This is a genomic window from Sphingomonas sp. 7/4-4 (assembly GCF_027941955.1).
Classification (GTDB): domain Bacteria; phylum Pseudomonadota; class Alphaproteobacteria; order Sphingomonadales; family Sphingomonadaceae; genus Sphingomonas.
Map to the genome: position 1 here is coordinate 2,952,178 of NZ_CP115960.1, position 15,754 is coordinate 2,967,931.

A 15,754-nucleotide genomic window follows, 5' to 3' on the forward strand; every position below is an offset into this window, starting at 1 on the left:
ACGGCGGTACGCGATGCTCCCGCCGCTGCCAGCGAGACCGGCTTTACTGCCGCCGATGGCGTGGTTCTCGACGAAATGCGCAAGCAGCACATCCCCGGAGTCGCGCTCACCATCCTGCGTGACGGCAAGATCATCCATCAGGCGGGCTTCGGCGTCGCCGATCTCGAGCAGGATCTGCCCGTCCGCGCCGATACCGTGTTCAACATCGGCTCGCTCAGCAAGCAGTTCCTTGCCGAGGGGATTCTGCTGCTGGTCCAGGACGGCAAGGTCGCGCTCGACGCACCGGTGTCGCTTTATCTGCCCGATGCGCCGGCAAGCTGGTCGGCGATCACGATCCGCCATTTGCTCAGCCACACCGCCGGGCTCATCCGCGAAGCGCCGGGCTTCGACGGCGACAAGGTACAGAGCGACATCCAGGTCATTCGCTCGGCCTATGGCGTGCCGCTGAACGCCCCGACCGGCACGCGATTCGAATATAGCAATCTCGGCTATTTCATCCTCGCCGAAGTGATCAGCCGTACCTCGGGCAAGCCCTGGCCCGCCTTCTTCGCCGAGCGCATCTTTAGGCCGCTTGGCATGAACGCGACGCGACCGACCAGCCTGACCGACCTGATCCCGCATCGTGCGCGCGGCTATTCCTGGGGGAGGGGCGCCTCCTAAACGCGCAATCCTATCTGGCGCTTCGCCCGAGCGGCGCCTTCACCTCGACCGCGGCCGATCTCGCCAAATGGGAAGCCGTGCTGGCGCGAGGCGGCCTCACCGGCGGCGCACCGCGCGCGGCGATGTGGACTCCGGCGAAGCTCTCCAGCGGTGAAGCCGCCCCTTATGGTTTCGGCTGGCGGCTCGAATCGGTCGAGGGTCATGCCGAGATCGGCCATGGCGGCAGCCTGCCCGGCTTTCGTTCCTATTATGCGCGCTATCCCGAGGCGAAGCTGGCGATCATCGTGCTGACCAACAATGGCGGCGCCGAACCGCGCGAAATCGCCCGCGGAATTGCGAAGGTCATGCTGGCGAAGCCCGGCGCCTAGATTGCGGCCCTTTCGCCTTTCGCAAGCGGGGCTTATAGCGCCTCGCGAGTCATGACCACCACCGCCGCCCCCATCGCCCTTCCCGCCGACTGGCGCGATTTCCTTGCGCTCACCAAGCCGCGGGTGATGACGCTCGTCGTGTTCACCGGGCTGTGCGGGATGCTCGCCGCACCCGTGCCGATCCATCCGATCCTCGGTTTCACCGCGATCCTGTGCATCGCATTGGGCGCGGGCGCGGCCGGCGCGCTCAACCAATGGTACGAGGCCGATCTCGATTCCAAGATGCGCCGCACCCAGGGCCGGCCGCTGCCCGCTGGGCGGATGGACCGCCAGTCGGCGCTGCATTTCGGCGTGGGTCTCGCCTGTTTCAGCCTCGCACTCATGTATTTCGCGATCAACTTGGCCGCGACAGTCATCCTCGCCGTCTCGATCCTGTTCTACGTCTTCGTCTACACGATCTGGCTCAAGCGCCGCACGCCGCAGAACATCGTCATCGGCGGTGCCGCGGGCGCCTTCCCGCCGCTGATCGGCTGGGCCGCGGCGACGGGGACGTCGCGCTGCTGCCGGTGCTGCTCTTCGCCTTGATCTTCCTGTGGACGCCGCCGCATTTCTGGGCGCTCGCATTGTTCGTGAAGACCGATTACGCCAATGCCGGCGTGCCGATGCTGCCGGTGGTGGCGGGCGAGCGCAGCACGCGCACCCAGATCGGGCTCTACACGCTGCCGATGGTCGCCGCGGCGATCGCGCCCTGGCCGCTGGGCCTCACCGGTGCGCTCTATGGCTGGTCGGCGGTTCTGCTCAACGCGATCTTCCTCGGCCTCGTCGCGCAGGTGACCTTTCGCAACTCGGTCCCGGACGACACGATGGCGCCCGAGAAGCGGCTGTTCAAATATTCGATTCTGTATCTTTTCCTGATGTTCGGCGCACTGGTCGCCGATAGGTGGTTTGCATGAGCGATATCGACCAGACCAATCTGATCCGTGCCCGCCAGCGTTCGCGCGCGCGGATCATGGGCGTGCTGCTCGCGGTGTTCGTCGTCCTCGTCTTCGCGATTTCGATCGTGAAGATCACGCAAGGCTACGGCCCGTGACGCGCAACCTGCGCACCGCATTGCTCGCCGCACTCGGCGTCTGCACGATGACCGGGGTCGGCTTCGCCAGCGTCCCGCTCTACCGGATGTTCTGCGAAGTGACCGGGCTCAACGGCACCACCCAGCGCGGCCTGCGCGCGCCGGGCACCACCGGCCAGAAGGTGACCGTGGCGTTCGACAGCAACGTCAGCAGCAAGTTGCCGTGGAAGTTCGAGCCGGAACGCCGTGCCGACACGATCGACATCGGGGGCCGCGACATGGCGTTCTTCAAGGCGAAGAACCTCTCGGACAAGCCCGTCACCGGCACCGCGACGTTCAACGTCACCCCCGCCGCGGCAGGCAAATATTTCACCAAGATCCAGTGCTTCTGCTTCACCCAGCAGACGCTCCAGCCGGGCGAGGAAGTCCGCATGCCGGTGATCTTCTACGTCGATCCGGCGATCCAGAACGATCCCGACGCGAAGGACATTCAGGAGATCACGCTCTCCTATACATTTTACCCGGTGGATTCCGGGAAAACCTCCAGCTGAGAGCTCGAATCCGCTTCCCGCAATGGTCGGGACGGAGGCGGATTTGCCCGCTGAGTAGAAGCGAGGAGTGAGCGATGCCAAAGCATCGTGATCGACGAGCGACGCCCTTCAGCGGGCAAATCCGCCCCGCCGCTTCGCGGTCGCCCGTAGCAGGCCGCCGGACGGCGTCAGCCGGCTTGCCCGGGCATACCAGCCCGGTCGGCGCCGCCTTCCTTGCCGGCGACCTGCTACGGGCGATCACGACCGTTGCGGGAAGCGGATTCGAGCCCTAAAGCAGCGCCAAACCAAGGAACAGGGACGAGCCGATGGCCGGTGCCAAGAACCATCAATACCATATCCTTCCGCCCAGCATCTGGCCGCTCTTCGGCGCGATGGCGGCCCTGGTGCTCGCATCGGGCGGCATCATGTGGATGCACAGCATGCCGAGCGCGAACCTCGTGTTCTTCGCCGGCGTCGCGGGCATCCTGATCACCTTTTTCGGCTGGTGGTCCGACGTGATCAAGGAAGCGCATCAGGGCGATCACACGCCGATCGTCCAGCTTCACCTGCGTTACGGCATGATCCTGTTCATCGCCTCCGAAGTGATGTTCTTCGTCGGCTGGTTCTGGGCGTGGTTCGATTTCGCGCTCTTCCCCTCGACGGTCGAGGCGGTCGGCGGGACATGGCCGCCCAAGGGCATGGAAGTGCTGAACGCGTGGGAATTCCCGCTGCTCAACACGCTGATCCTGCTCTGCTCGGGCTGCACCGTCACCTGGGCGCACCACGCGTTGCTCCACAATCAGCGCGGCGGCGAACTGAAGGGCCTGTGGGGCCTGCTCGGCGTCGGCGAGAACGACGGCGTCAAGAAGGGCCTGTGGCTGACGATCATCCTCGGCCTGATCTTCAGCTGCGTGCAGGCATATGAGTATGTCCACGCGCCGTTCCCCTTCAAGGGCGCGAGCGAGGGCGGATCGAGCTATGGCGGCGCCTTCTTCATGGCGACCGGCTTCCACGGCTTCCACGTGCTGGTCGGCACGATCTTCCTGATCGTGAACCTCGTGCGCGTCTACAAGGGCCACTTCACCCCGCGGCAGCATTTCGGCTTCGAAGCCGCCGCCTGGTATTGGCACTTCGTCGACGTGGTGTGGCTGTTCCTCTTCGCCTCGATCTATGTCTGGGGCGGCTGGGGCGCACCCGTCCACGGCGGCTGACAAGCGGACATGCGCCGCTGGCATCTTGCGCAGATCAATATCGGCCGGCTCGTGGCGCCGGCCGATGATCCACAGGTCGCCGGCTTCTTCGCCGCGCTCGACCGCGTCAATGCGCTCGCCGAGGCGAGCCCGGGCTTCGTCTGGCGATTGAAGGGCGAAGGCAACAACGCCACCGATATCCAGGCGACACCCGATCCGTTGCTGATCCCCAATATGAGCGTGTGGGAGGATGCCGACGCACTCTTCGCCTTCGTCTATCGCAGCGCGCACACGCCGGTGATGGCGCAGCGCCGCCAGTGGTTCGCGCCTTTCGACGGCGCGTATCAGGCATTGTGGTGGATCGAGGCGGGGCACCTCCCCACTGTCGCCGAGGGCCTGTCCAGGCTGTGGCTGCTCGATCGCTTCGGGCCGAGCGCGCAGGCCTTCACGTTCAAGGCCCGCTTCCCGGCGCCGGGCGAGGCCGGCCTGCCCACCGACATGCAGCCCGATCCATGGTGCATCGGCACGGCGTGAGCGAGCGTCCCGCTTTCGATTCGGGGCTCCATGCCTGCTGTCCGCGCTGCGGCGCGAAGACCTTGTTCCGCAACTTCGTCGCCTTCGCCGATCGCTGCTCCGGCTGCGGGCTCGACTATCGCCAGTTCAATGTCGGCGACGGACCGGTGGTGTTCCTCACCCTCGGCATCGGCGCGCTGATCACTGCATTGGCCTTGTGGGTCGAGTTCACGTTCGAGCCCGGCCTGCTGATCCACATCCTGCTCTGGGTGCCGCTGACCGCGGCGCTCACGGTGGGGTTCCTGCGCATCGGCAAGGGCTGGCTGCTCGCGCTCGAATATCGCAACCGCGCCGGCGAAGGCCGGATCGCGGAGGATCCATGAGCCGGCGCATTCCCCTCATCCCCACCGCGATCGTCGCACTGGCCGTCGCCGCGATGATCGGGCTGGGCCTGTGGCAGCTTTTGATCCGCAAGCCGCAAAGGAGGCAGCGCTCGCGCAGCTCGCCGCCAATCCGGCGCTGCCCGAGATCGCCTTCCCGCGGCTTCCCGACGACAAATTGCTGTTCCGCCGCGCCCACGGTTTTTGCGTCGAGCCGGTATCGGGCAAGCTCACCGGCGCGGGCAATGCCGGCTTCCGCTACATCGTCGAATGCCGCACCGGCGGCGCCGAAGGGCCCGGCATGCTCGTCCAGCTCGGCACCACCCGCGATCCGATGGCAAAGCCCGTCTGGAAGGGCGGCGAGGTCCGTGGCACGATCAGCCACGCGCCCGACGGCCGCTCGATGCTCGCCTCGCTGTTCGATCGCACGCCCAAAAGGCTGCTGCTGGTCGCCGACACCCCTGCCACCGGCCTCGCCCCCAACGGCACGCCGGACCTGTCGTCGGTGCCGAACAACCATCTCGCTTATGGCGTCCAATGGTTCCTGTTCGCGCTCGTCGCCAGCGTGATCTACGTTCTCGCGCTGCGCTGGCGCGGGCGGAAGGCGCTCCCTTCGTCCCAATAGCCGTCACCCCGGCGAAGGCCGGGGCCCGGAGCCAGAAACAATATCGCTTGTGACTCTGGATCCCGGCTTTCGCCGGGATGACGAAGATGGGTTGAGCCGAACCACGAAGACCGCTGACGAACACGAGTAAACATTGCCTATCTTGTGAGCCTGCGCCCGCACCGCTAACCCGCGCCCATGCGCTACCAAAGCACCCGAGGCGCCGCGCCTTTGCTCGGCTTTCGCGACGTCACGCTCGCTGGCCTCGCCAGCGACGGCGGGCTCTACGTGCCCGAGGCATGGCCGAGCCTGACCCGCGACGAGATCGCGGACCTCGCCGGCCTGTCCTATGTCGAGACCGCGGTGCGGGTGATGCTGCCCTTCGTCGGCCCGGACCTGTCGGAAGACGAGCTGCGCGCTCTCTGCACCCAGGCTTATGGCCGCTTCTCGCACGCCGCGGTGACGCCGCTCGTCCAGCTCGACCACCAGCATTGGCTGCTCGAGCTGTTCCACGGCCCCACCCTCGCCTTCAAGGACGTGGCGCTCCAATTACTCGGGCTGCTGTTCGAGAAGTTCCTCGCGGGCACCGGCGATCACCTGACCATCGTCGGCGCGACTTCGGGCGATACCGGCAGCGCCGCGATCGACGCGGTCGCCGGGCGCGCGGGCATCGACATCTTCATGCTCCACCCCAAAGGCCGCGTTTCCGAAGTCCAGCGCCGCCAGATGACGACGGTGCTCGCCCCCAACGTCCACAATATCGCGATCGAAGGCAGCTTCGACGACGCCCAGGCGCTGGTGAAGGCGATGTTCAACGACGCGGACTTCGCCGGCCGCTTCCAGGTGACCGCGGTCAATTCGATCAACTGGGCCCGGCTGATGGCGCAGGTGGTCTATTATTTCTACGCCGCGGTCCGCCTCGGCGCCCCCGACAAGCCGGTCGCTTTCGCAGTTCCAACCGGCAATTTCGGCGACGTGTTCGCCGGCTATGTCGCGGCGAAGATGGGACTGCCGATCGCCAGGCTGATCGTCGCGACCAACGTCAACGACATCCTCCATCGCGCGCTCTCGTCGGGCGACTATTCGACCGGTATCGTCACCCCCACCGCCGCACCGTCGATGGACATCCAGGTCAGCTCGAACTTCGAGCGGCTGCTGTCCGATCTCGCCGGCGGTCCGATCGCCGATCAGATGCGCGGGTTTGAGGCCGAGCGCGCGATGCGGCTCACCAATGCCCAGCGCGAAGGCGCCGCATCTTTGTTCGCCAGCGACCGTATCGACTCGAGTGCAATGAACGAAGCGATGCGCTGGGCGCATTCCGAGGCCGGCGAAGCGCTGGATCCGCACAGTGCGATCGGCCTCGCCGCTGCGCGCCGCGCCGACTTGCCGGCCGAAGTGCCCGTGGTGACGCTTGCCACCGCGCACCCCGCCAAGTTCGCCGAAGCGGTCGAGCGCGCGACCGGCCTGCGTCCTCCGGTCCCGGCGCGGGTCGGCGATCTCCACGAGCGGCAGGAGCGCTACGACGTGCTTCCGGCGACCTTCGAGGCGGTGACCGCCTATATCGCCGAGCGCGCGACCCCGAAGGCCTGACCGTCACCCCGGCGAAAGCCGGGGCCCAGAGCCAGAGGCGACTCGCTCTTCACTCTGGGTCCCGGCTTTCGCCGGGATGACGAATATGGTGTGGCGCTCTAAGGGAGGCCCATGGACCTCATCACTCTCACCGGCGAGCCCTGGACCGATTACGGGCTGATCGACAGCGGCCATGGCCGCAAGCTCGAGCGCTACGGCAAATACCGCTTCATCCGCCCCGAGCCGCAGGCACTGTGGGCGCCCGCGTCCGCCGATTGGGACGCGCATGGCGAATTCCTCCCCGGATCGGATGAGGAAGGCGGCGGCCGCTGGGTGTTCCAGAAGCCGGTCCCGCGCGAGGGCTGGTCGCTCGCCTGGCACGAGGCGCATTTCACTGCGCAGACCACGCCCTTCCGCCATCTCGGCTTCTTCCCCGACATGGCGCCGGTCTGGTCGTGGATGCGCACGCAGATCGCCGACAAGCCCGAAGCCGAGTGCATGAACCTGTTCGGCTATACCGGCGTCGGCACGCTGGCGCTGGCCGCCAAGGGCGCGCGGATGACGCATGTCGATGCGTCGAAGAAATCGGTCGCCGAGGGCAAGGCCAATGCCGCGCTGTCGGGGATGGAGGACCTGCCGATCCGCTGGATGATCGACGATGCCGGCAAGTTCGTCGCACGCGAAGTGCGCCGTGGGCGCCGCTATGACGGCATCATCCTCGATCCCCCAAATGGGGCCGCGGCCCGAACGGCGAAGTGTGGAAGCTCGAAGAGGGCCTCCCCGGCCTGATCGCCGATACGCGGAAACTGCTCGACGCCGATTCGCGCTTCCTGTTCCTCACCGTCTACGCAGTACGCATGTCCGCACTGGCGATCGGCGAGCTGGTCCGCCAGTCGTTCGGCGACCTGGGCGGCAAGGTCGAGGCCGGCGAGCTGACGGTGCGCGAGGAAGCCCGCGGCCTGATGCTACCCACTGCGATCTTCGCGCGCTGGAGCCGCTAGGCGGTCAGGATCCGCCCCGCACTTCGGCCAGCAGATCCTTGCGGCTCAATTTGCCGATCATCGTCTTGGGCAGGCTCTCCCGGATCACGACTTCGCTGACGCGTTCGTGCTTGCCGAGCTGGGCGTTCAGCCAGAGGCTGAGCTCGGGGCCGGAGATCGTTTCGGCATCCGCGTCGAGCACGACATAGGCATGGGGAAGCTCGCCGTGATAGGCGTCGGGCAGGCCGAGCACGAGCGCCTCCTTCACCGCCGGATGGCGATAGAGCACCGCTTCGATCTGGCTCGGAAAGACCTTGAAGCCGCCGACCGCGATCATGTCCTTCAGCCGGTCGACGATCCGGATATAGCCGTCCTCGTCGATCGTGCCGACGTCGCCGGTGCGCAGCCAGTGATCATCGACGAACACGTCGGCGTCGGCATCGGGGCGGTTCCAATAGCCCTTCATGATCTGCGGCCCCGAGACGACGATCTCGCCGGGCTCGCCGGGCGGCGGCGGGCGCGTCGGGTCTTCCTTGTCGACCAAGCGGACACGGGTGGCGGCGAGCGGCTGGCCGATCGTGCCGGGCTTGTTGAGTCCGTTATAAGGATTGGTGGAGACCACGCCCGAGCTTTCGGACAGGCCATAGCCTTCGATCACCCGCGCGCCGGTGGTGTGTTCCCACTCCTCCTTGAGCTGGGCCGCGAGCGGTGCGCCGCCCGAGATGCAATAGCGCAGGCTGGTGAAATCGGAGGGCTTCATTCCCGGCGCGTCGAGCAGCGCCTGGTACATGGTGGGCACGCCGGGGAGCGAGCGCGGCCGGGTGCGGCGCAGCTCGGCGAGCGCCTGCTTGGCGTTGAAGCGCGGCAGCATCACGATCTCGCCGCCGGTGAGCACGGTGCGGTTGAGCACGCAGGTATTGGCGAAGACGTGGAAGAACGGGAGCACGCCGAGGATCGTATCCTGCGTCTTGCCCATTTCGGGATCGAGCTGCGCGACCTGCCGGGCATTGGCCGAGAGATTCTGGTGCGTCAGCATCGCGCCCTTGGGCGTGCCGGTGGTGCCGCCGGTATATTGGATCAGCGCGAGATCGCGTTCGGGATCGAGCGCAACCGAATGGCAATCCCCCTCATTGGCGATGAGCTTCGAGAAAGCGAGGATGCGCGGATCGTCGGGGCGGGGCGCGACTTCCTTCGCCTTGAACCAGCGATAGAATAGCGACTTGGCAGGCGGCAGCGCGCCCGCCACCGATCCCACGACCAGCCGCTCGAGCCCGCTCTGCTCGAGCACCTTCAGCGCAGTGGGCAGCAGCGCCGAGGCCGAGAGCGTAAAGAGCAGCTTCGTCCCCGAATCCTCGACTTGTGCCGCCAGTTCCTCGACCGAATAGAGCGGCGAGAAATTGACCACCGTCGCGCCGAGCCTGAGGATGCCGTAATACGCCGCGACATAATGCGGGACGTTGGGGAGGAAGAGCCCGATCCGGTCGCCGTGACCATAACCCAGCGCCGCGAGCCCGCAAGCGACGCGCCGGGCGCCGTCGAGCGTTTCGGCGTAGGAATATTTCCGGCCCATGAAATCGAGGAGCGGCGCGTGCGGATGCGCCGCGGCGCTCGCCTCGAAAAGCTCGACCATGGAAACGGGCGGGAAGACATCGTCCCATTTGCCCGGATGATTATACGCGGTACGCCAGACCTGCTCGGGATCAGTCATTGACATTGGTGTAAGCAGGCCTCGCTTACGGTCAAGAGCCCAGCCGCTTGCTCCAGGTCACGAGGACCGAGATGGAAGCGAGGCCGAGATCGACGACTGCCTGTGCCTTTTGCGGATCGAGATCGCCGGCGCGGTGCGTGAGGATTCGGATGTCGGCGCGGTGATCGGGCGAGGCGAATGCGATCAGGACCAAAGCCGCCGCGACTGCGATCAGGATCGTTCGGCGGCGCTGCTTCATCCCCGTTTCCATAAACCCCGCCGAGCGAGGCGGCAAGCGATCAGGCGGCGTCGCGCAGCGCATGGCGGACGCGGTCCCGCCCTGCCGACTTGGCGTCGAACAAAGCTGCGTCGGCGACTCGGTACAGCGCTTTCCAGTCGACTTCGCTGGCGAGCGTGCCGCGGCAGGTGCCGATGCTGGCAGTGACCTGGACGTCGAACGGCATGCGCATCTGGCGCAGCCGGACGAGCAATGCCTCGGGCTCGATCGGCGCTTCGGCGGGCGTGAGGATCGCGAATTCCTCGCCGCCGATGCGCGCGACCAGCGTGCCCTGCGGCACCGAGGTGCGCAGCATCCGGGCGAAGACGCGGAGAACCTCGTCGCCGCCGTCATGGCCGAGCGTTTCGTTGACGCGCTTGAAGTGATCGAGATCGATGATCAGCAGCAACTGCTCGCCCTGGCGGCCGATCGCCTGGTGGAGGAAGGCGCGGCGATTGAGCAGCCCGGTGAGCGGATCGGTGTCGGCCAGGCGGCGCATCATCACTTCGCGCTCGGTCGCGTCGTCGCGCTCGTCGCGCAGCAGCCGGATGCGATAGGCGACCGCGAGCGAGGAAACGATCGCCTCGACGATCATCGCGAGGATCGTCGAATTGTCGATCCAGAAGCTCCACGGCAGCACGTGGAGATTGGCCAGCGCGCGCAGCACCGAAGTCAGGAGCGGCGTGCCCCAGGCGATGGCGAACAGCCAGAGATAATTGCTCCTGAGCCGCCACGCCCGCCACAGCACCGGCACCACCGCGGCGGCCAGCGCGACGAACCCACAGGTGAAGGCGAGGTCGACCGCCTGAATCGCGAACGGCGCAGTGAGGAAGTAGAACAGCCCGATGCCGCTCAGCGCGACACTGACCCAGGTCGCGTAGCGGCCGAGCCAGCCGGCGAAGATGCGCTCCTCGAAGAAGCTGCGCGCGAAGACCAGGGCAGCAGTCCCGGTACCGCCGACCAGCAGGTAATTGATGCGCAGCCGGGTGTTGTTGGCGATATCGGGCCAGGCCCAGGCGAGCGCGCCCGACGAGGAGAACGTATAAGCGAGCAGCAGCCCGACCATCATGCAGTAATAAAGCTGGAAGCGGTGGCGCAGCGCTCCCCAGAGCGCGAGATTGTAGATGATCAGCGCGATCGCGAGGCCGGCGAAGCCCGCATAGAGGGCGGCCATGGCCAAGTTGGCGGCCTGGCTCTGGGCCGCGGTGGAGAGGCGGGCGCCGAGGAGGATGCCGCGCAGATTGCTGGCACCCTCGACATGCCACATCAGCCGGACGACCCTGGGCTGCAGACGCGGCAGCGGCTGTTCGACGATCGCGCCGAGCTGGATGTACGGCGTGACTCCGCGCGCGTCGGTGCTCTGCGAGCGGATGCTGCCGTCGCCATAGAGGACGTGGAGCGTGAGTCCCTGCTGCCACAGGCTGGCGACCCGGACGTTGAGCGGCGCACGCGAGCGGGAGCGCTGGCCGATGTCTTCGGAGATTGCCCAGTAATTGCCGGGGCCGAGCCGGTGCTGCGGCGTAACGCAGTCGAAGCGGCCCGGCTGGCGGATCAAGGCCGCGGCGTCCATCCCGCCGGTATCGCGCATCACGCAGACCCGGAGCGGCCTGCCCGCGACGCCCGCCTGCGCCTGCGCGGGCGCGCCGCACCACAGCAGGGTGCACGCGGCGAGCGCCAGCAGGCAGTTCTTCAATCCCCCGAGCATGCCGAACGCTAGCCGCCGCATCCCCAACAACCCGTAAAGATCGAACGCCAAAGCACGGAGAGCACGTTGATTTCGAGGCCGCGGCCGCTAAGTCGTTGCGAAAACGGGAGCACGCATGCACGCCATCACGACCGCCAGGGCCAGCGACGCGCGGCTGGAATCGGTCGACATCGTCCGCGGCTTCGCGCTGCTCGCCTTGTTCCTGGTCCATATGATCGAGAGCTACGAGCTCTATTGGGCCGATCCGAAGACCGGCCCGATCTCCGACGCCGTCTATCTGCTGTTCATGGGCAAGAGCTTCTCGCTGCTCGCGCTCTGCTTCGGGTTCAGCTTCTTCATCCTGATGGACCGCGCGGCGCAGCGCGGCGTGGACTTCACCGCGCGGTTCGCCTGGCGGCTGACGATGCTGTTCGGCATCGGATTCGTCCACGCGATGATCTATCGCGGCGACATCATCCAATTGCTCGCATTGATGGGCTTCCTGCTGCTCGCCTTCCACCGCGTGCGCAGCAACCGACTGCTGATCGGAGTCGCATTGCTGTGCTTCGTCAATCCGATCCAGCTCGTCCAGCTGGCCGCGGCCATGTCCGGGGCAGGCTGGGCCAACCAGCCGCCGCACCATTTCTCGGACCCGGCGATGGCGGTCTATCTGCACGGCAACCTCGCCGAACATTTCCGCGCGAACCTGTGGACCGGCCAGCTGCCCAAATGGTGGTTCATGGTCGAATCGGGGCGGTTCACCCAGATCCTCGGCCTGTATCTGGTCGGCATGGTGCTGGGGCGGATCGGTTTCTTCGCGCGGCTGGGCGACTTCGCCAGAGCGCGCTGGATCGCGCTGGCAGCCGCCGCGGCAACGGCATTGGCGTTCTATTTCCTGCGCGACGGCATCAAGGCATGGTTCGCTGCGCAGCATCACGGCGAGGCGTCGGACCGATTGCTCTCCTACCTGCTCGGCAGCTGGTTCGAGCTTTCGGGCACGGCCTTGTGGCTGCTGGTGCTGCTCGCGCTCTTCCAGAGCCCCGCGCGCGTCGCGATCCGCCCGCTCGCCGCGGTCGGCCGTACGACGCTCACGCTCTACATCCTGCAATCCCTGGTGTTCGTGCCGGTCTTCTACGGCTTCGGGCTGGGCCATTATGACGACTGGAACCAGCTGACGCGATTATGGGTCGGGATCGGCGCGATCGCCGCGCAGCTGCTGCTCGCTGGCTGGTGGCTGCGGCACTTCCAGTACGGGCCGATCGAATGGGCGTGGCGCGCGCTGACTTACTGGCGGCGCGACGTGCCGTTCCGCAGAGTCGCCGCTTCCGCCTGACGCCCGCGAACGAATCCCCGGACCATGGCGGCAAGCGCCAGCGTGACCAGGATCGCGACCGTATCCGCCACCCAATCGCGCCAGTCGGAATCGCGGTGAAGCGCCGGGATCGCCTGAACGACTTCTATCAGCGCGCCGAATGCCGAGAGGATGATCAGCAGCCGCAGCCGCGATATCGCCGGCCAGGCGAGGTGCGCGAGCGCCGTGAGCACCGTGAACGCCGCCATATGCTGGACCTTGTCGACCGGATCGCCCGGAATCCGCGGCGGATGCGGCAGCGCCGCCATGACGAAGGTAAAGGCGAGAGCGGCCCAGAAGGCCCAGGGAAGCAACCGGCGCATGCCGGGCGGGGAATGCCCGAAGCTGTGTCTTCGGGCAATCGCAGCGTTATCAGGGTGGGCGCAAAGAGCTCCGAGGCATTGCCGCCGCGGCATGAAAGGCGTTCGGGGCGCGCGTGGACGCTGGCGACTCCCATTGGAAAAGGCGCTAAACTGTCGGAATGACGCTTCGCAGCTACCTTCGATCTTTCTTCACGCGCGAATATTGGGGAGCTTTTGGAAGCTTCCTGTTCGGCGCGGTTTACCTTCGCCATACAATCCGAACGCAGTTTTGGGAGAAGGTTGAGCGGGAGGCGGCGGCCGATGAGCGTGCGGATAGGCCGGCGTGAGCGGCTCACACGCAGCGGTCTATCTCACTGTTTTATTGATCCTCACGCTATCGATCATTGCCGTTGCGCTTTTGGTCGGATGGTTGTGGCGACGCAGGGCGCGCTAGGCCGTAGTGACGCAACTCCCGTCCCTGCAAGATCATCGGGTCGACCATGCCCCCGGCATGGCCTGAACAGCGCGGGGCGCTGTTCACCCGATGATGGGCCGGGAGTGGGTGCGAGAGTAGCGAGCCCATCGAACCGCTCGGAGAATTGGAGTCGCCCTGGGCCTGCGTTGCGCCTCGCCGGCGGCAAGACGCGAAAAGCCCGCGTGCCTTTGTGGCATGCGGGCTTTGGTGTTTGGTTGCGGGAGCAGGACCTTTTCTCGATCCGATCGAAGTCGCATCTATTTGGAGAAGCTCAACATTTCCTGAGCCCGATTGCCCCGATACCCCTTCTTATACCTCCGCCTAGTTAAAGACGCGATGAAACGCCTTCGGATTGAGCCGACGCGCCGTCGCCGTCGCCGTCATTGCTTAGCTGGCTGGATCGGCACGCTCATGGATGCTCCAGACGCTCAGCCGTTCGCAGCTTCGAATCCCATCCTCTCCGCCACTTTCTTCTTCTATATCACTGATATCTAAAGATACTTCCCGGTGGAGAGATTTCGGTCCCACTGAGGGTCCCATTTACATTCGGGGATTTTATGGAGCGTCTTCGGACTTCCTTAGTCGGATCTCGCCCATGGGAAGGCCCGCTAACGCCCCACCAGCGGACTGTGGTCGCCTCCTATGTTCGGCCACATGCGCATCTTTCTTATCGCCATAGCGATGGCGGCATTTGCATCCGACCTCGCCGCCATCGGTGCGCTGATGCGTCCGCCGATCATATTGGCAATCGAAGTAGCTTTTGTCCTTGGTTGGGCGGCCATCCACTGGCGGAATCGGCAAATTTTGAAGCCCCCTTGGGTCAACTGGGCAACCGGCCTCGTCACTATTTTTGGGCCTCTCCGCTGGGCGCTGTTCAACTGGTGCCTTTTGGTTGAAAGATGCGTCGCCTGAAGAGTCCGCTAACCACCCAATAGCGGCCGTTCGACCGTAATCCCCATAGCGGTCGTTTACGGCTCACGGCCCAATTGACCAGCATGCGTCATTATCCCAGGATCATTTTTCCTGAGTTGGCACCACGAGCGTTGCGTAAAGAGCAACCGCTTGCCGTTCTGGGCCAGCTATCTTCAACTAGGGAGATTTTCCGGGCAGACCTATGACAATCTTGAGCCGGCCTTCGAGACGCTAGACGTCTCCACCCCATATGCCTCCCCACACTGCCCCGGCGAATAGACACAGCATCGAAGCTGCAGCCAGAATCACGACGCGATAGCGTGACAGAATTGCAAGTCGGCTGACAAGCAATGTGAAGGCAATCATTCCGACTGGAATTCCAAGTAGGTAATATAAATCGCGATGAAATTCGCCGTGTCGCCACCACCCAAAGGTTGCCATGCCTAGAAGTAACAACCAAAATAAGCACGCTATAGCAATAAGGGAGCGCGACATCCTCCTATAATACCCGAAGGGCCTAGGTTCGCAACCCTTCTTCCCGACCGACGCTCCGATTTCGTTTCCGGATCCGTGAACGGCCTATGATACAATCCGGACCACTCAGAAGGAGGCACCTCACCTTGTCTACGCGACTCTTGCCTCAATGCGACGGGCACGTACGAAAAAGCCGTCTGTGTCGCTAGGTTCAACAACGATTTGCCCCGCTGCCGGAAGCGTCGCCGCATCGGGATCAAGCGACAAGTAGAAACTACCATCATCCAACTTAAGTAGTTTCAAATCCCATATGTCTAGAAAGGCATTTCCCTCGCAGAAATCCATACTAAATTCGATTATTCCGTCGAAATGTATCATGACGCGGCTAAATGTCGATCCTGCTCTTGCTTCGAACTCAAGCAAAATGGCAGGAACGCCTAAGGAGGAAGCTATTTCGACCCTAACAAGAGACGCATCCCTGAGAGTGTCTTTCCCCTGAAGTAAGGAGATAACCTCTTCGTTTGCAATCATGAGGCGATCCAATCGTGTCTTAGTTGGGTTCGAGGCGCTTGAGAGGAGGAGAGGGGGTTTTGGAGGCCCCGTCATATCCCCAGGTCCGGGCGACCGAGGGGCTCGCGCTTGGGGGAGTGCCGGGAGGCGCTCCTGGTCTCGGATTGTGGTCATGAATATGTGGCTTATCTCCGGGGGCTGGATGGCCTGGATGCCCGC

At 65.0% G+C, this 15,754-nt stretch carries 14 protein-coding genes and 3 pseudogenes; 12 read left to right on the top strand and 5 right to left on the bottom strand.

Annotated elements, in window-relative coordinates:
- Window positions 1-75 precede the first annotated feature (75 nt).
- From PIB19_RS14880 to PIB19_RS14925, 10 genes and pseudogenes are all read left to right on the top strand, one after another.
- Window positions 76-1,028: pseudogene (locus tag PIB19_RS14880) on the top strand (serine hydrolase domain-containing protein).
- A 51-nt stretch (window positions 1,029-1,079) separates the two neighbouring features.
- A pseudogene (locus PIB19_RS14885) lies at window positions 1,080-1,981 on the top strand (heme o synthase).
- On the top strand, window positions 1,978-2,118 hold the full coding sequence (locus tag PIB19_RS14890) for a hypothetical protein (RefSeq protein WP_197021395.1): 141 nt from the start codon (window positions 1,978-1,980) through the stop codon (window positions 2,116-2,118). Before PIB19_RS14885 ends, PIB19_RS14890 begins: the two are co-directional and overlap by 4 nt.
- Window positions 2,119-2,165: 47 nt before the next feature.
- Window positions 2,166-2,648, top strand: coding sequence for a cytochrome c oxidase assembly protein (locus PIB19_RS14895; RefSeq protein ID WP_271241002.1), 483 nt, complete (start codon window positions 2,166-2,168; stop codon window positions 2,646-2,648).
- Window positions 2,649-2,953: 305 nt separating this feature from the next.
- Window positions 2,954-3,838 (top strand): cytochrome c oxidase subunit 3, encoded by an 885-nt coding sequence (locus PIB19_RS14900; RefSeq protein WP_271237995.1) that lies wholly within the window; start codon window positions 2,954-2,956, stop codon window positions 3,836-3,838.
- Between the two features lie 9 nt (window positions 3,839-3,847).
- A complete protein-coding gene (locus tag PIB19_RS14905; RefSeq protein WP_271237996.1) occupies window positions 3,848-4,351 on the top strand; it encodes a DUF3291 domain-containing protein in 504 nt (167 codons plus the stop codon).
- Complete coding sequence (locus PIB19_RS14910) at window positions 4,330-4,713, top strand: DUF983 domain-containing protein (protein ID WP_443018624.1); 384 nt, start codon at window positions 4,330-4,332, stop codon at window positions 4,711-4,713. Before PIB19_RS14905 ends, PIB19_RS14910 begins: the two co-directional genes overlap by 22 nt.
- Before the next feature lie 70 nt (window positions 4,714-4,783).
- Window positions 4,784-5,335, top strand: coding sequence for an SURF1 family cytochrome oxidase biogenesis protein (locus tag PIB19_RS14915; RefSeq protein WP_443018625.1), 552 nt, complete (start codon window positions 4,784-4,786; stop codon window positions 5,333-5,335).
- Between the two features lie 177 nt (window positions 5,336-5,512).
- Window positions 5,513-6,904, top strand: a complete 1,392-nt coding sequence (gene thrC, locus PIB19_RS14920; RefSeq protein WP_271237998.1) for a threonine synthase — start codon at window positions 5,513-5,515, stop codon at window positions 6,902-6,904.
- A gap of 111 nt (window positions 6,905-7,015) precedes the next feature.
- Window positions 7,016-7,884: pseudogene (locus PIB19_RS14925) on the top strand (class I SAM-dependent methyltransferase).
- A gap of 4 nt (window positions 7,885-7,888) precedes the next feature.
- On the opposite strand, the gene PIB19_RS14930 reads toward PIB19_RS14925, so the two are convergent.
- From PIB19_RS14930 to PIB19_RS14940, 3 genes are read right to left on the bottom strand one after another with little or no spacing between them, the layout of a single operon-like run.
- Window positions 7,889-9,571, bottom strand: a complete 1,683-nt coding sequence (locus tag PIB19_RS14930; RefSeq protein WP_271237999.1) for an AMP-binding protein — start codon at window positions 9,569-9,571, stop codon at window positions 7,889-7,891.
- A 31-nt stretch (window positions 9,572-9,602) separates the two neighbouring features.
- A complete protein-coding gene (locus PIB19_RS14935) occupies window positions 9,603-9,809 on the bottom strand; it encodes a hypothetical protein (protein ID WP_271238000.1) in 207 nt (68 codons plus the stop codon).
- A 40-nt stretch (window positions 9,810-9,849) separates the two neighbouring features.
- On the bottom strand, window positions 9,850-11,532 hold the full coding sequence (locus PIB19_RS14940) for a GGDEF domain-containing protein (RefSeq protein WP_271238001.1): 1,683 nt from the start codon (window positions 11,530-11,532) through the stop codon (window positions 9,850-9,852).
- 115 nt (window positions 11,533-11,647) lie between these two features.
- Here PIB19_RS14940 and PIB19_RS14945 point away from each other — a divergent pair, with 115 nt between their 5' ends.
- On the top strand, window positions 11,648-12,844 hold the full coding sequence (locus tag PIB19_RS14945) for a DUF418 domain-containing protein (protein ID WP_271238002.1): 1,197 nt from the start codon (window positions 11,648-11,650) through the stop codon (window positions 12,842-12,844).
- Here the strand turns inward: PIB19_RS14945 and PIB19_RS14950 are convergent.
- The gene (locus PIB19_RS14950) at window positions 12,796-13,185 is read right to left on the bottom strand and encodes a hypothetical protein (RefSeq protein WP_271238003.1); all 390 of its coding nucleotides are present in this window, start codon (window positions 13,183-13,185) and stop codon (window positions 12,796-12,798) included. The genes PIB19_RS14945 and PIB19_RS14950 overlap by 49 nt on opposite strands.
- 1,108 nt (window positions 13,186-14,293) lie before the next feature.
- Between PIB19_RS14950 and PIB19_RS14955 the strand changes: the two genes are divergently transcribed.
- Window positions 14,294-14,551: a hypothetical protein gene (locus PIB19_RS14955; protein ID WP_271238004.1), complete on the top strand. Its 258-nt coding sequence runs from the start codon at window positions 14,294-14,296 to the stop codon at window positions 14,549-14,551.
- Window positions 14,552-15,175: 624 nt separating this feature from the next.
- Here PIB19_RS14955 and PIB19_RS14960 read toward each other — a convergent pair.
- Window positions 15,176-15,556 carry a hypothetical protein gene (locus tag PIB19_RS14960; protein WP_271238005.1) on the bottom strand — a complete coding sequence of 127 codons (381 nt, stop codon included), beginning with the start codon at window positions 15,554-15,556 and terminating at the stop codon, window positions 15,176-15,178.
- Window positions 15,557-15,754 lie beyond the last annotated feature (198 nt).

Bases quoted from the DNA above. Each gene is read 5' to 3' on its own strand.
- PIB19_RS14890 (WP_197021395.1), top strand. From the start codon at position 1,978: ATGAGCGATATCGACCAGACCAATCTGATCCGTGCCCGCCAGCGTTCG.
- PIB19_RS14895 (WP_271241002.1), top strand. From the start codon at position 2,166: ATGACCGGGGTCGGCTTCGCCAGCGTCCCGCTCTACCGGATGTTCTGC.
- PIB19_RS14900 (WP_271237995.1), top strand. From the start codon at position 2,954: ATGGCCGGTGCCAAGAACCATCAATACCATATCCTTCCGCCCAGCATC.
- PIB19_RS14905 (WP_271237996.1), top strand. From the start codon at position 3,848: ATGCGCCGCTGGCATCTTGCGCAGATCAATATCGGCCGGCTCGTGGCG.
- PIB19_RS14910 (WP_443018624.1), top strand. From the start codon at position 4,330: ATGGTGCATCGGCACGGCGTGAGCGAGCGTCCCGCTTTCGATTCGGGG.
- thrC (WP_271237998.1), top strand. From the start codon at position 5,513: ATGCGCTACCAAAGCACCCGAGGCGCCGCGCCTTTGCTCGGCTTTCGC.
- PIB19_RS14930 (WP_271237999.1), bottom strand. From the start codon at position 9,571: ATGACTGATCCCGAGCAGGTCTGGCGTACCGCGTATAATCATCCGGGC.
- PIB19_RS14935 (WP_271238000.1), bottom strand. From the start codon at position 9,809: ATGAAGCAGCGCCGCCGAACGATCCTGATCGCAGTCGCGGCGGCTTTG.
- PIB19_RS14940 (WP_271238001.1), bottom strand. From the start codon at position 11,532: ATGCTCGGGGGATTGAAGAACTGCCTGCTGGCGCTCGCCGCGTGCACC.
- PIB19_RS14945 (WP_271238002.1), top strand. From the start codon at position 11,648: ATGCACGCCATCACGACCGCCAGGGCCAGCGACGCGCGGCTGGAATCG.
- PIB19_RS14950 (WP_271238003.1), bottom strand. From the start codon at position 13,185: ATGCGCCGGTTGCTTCCCTGGGCCTTCTGGGCCGCTCTCGCCTTTACC.
- PIB19_RS14955 (WP_271238004.1), top strand. From the start codon at position 14,294: ATGCGCATCTTTCTTATCGCCATAGCGATGGCGGCATTTGCATCCGAC.
- PIB19_RS14960 (WP_271238005.1), bottom strand. From the start codon at position 15,556: ATGATTGCAAACGAAGAGGTTATCTCCTTACTTCAGGGGAAAGACACT.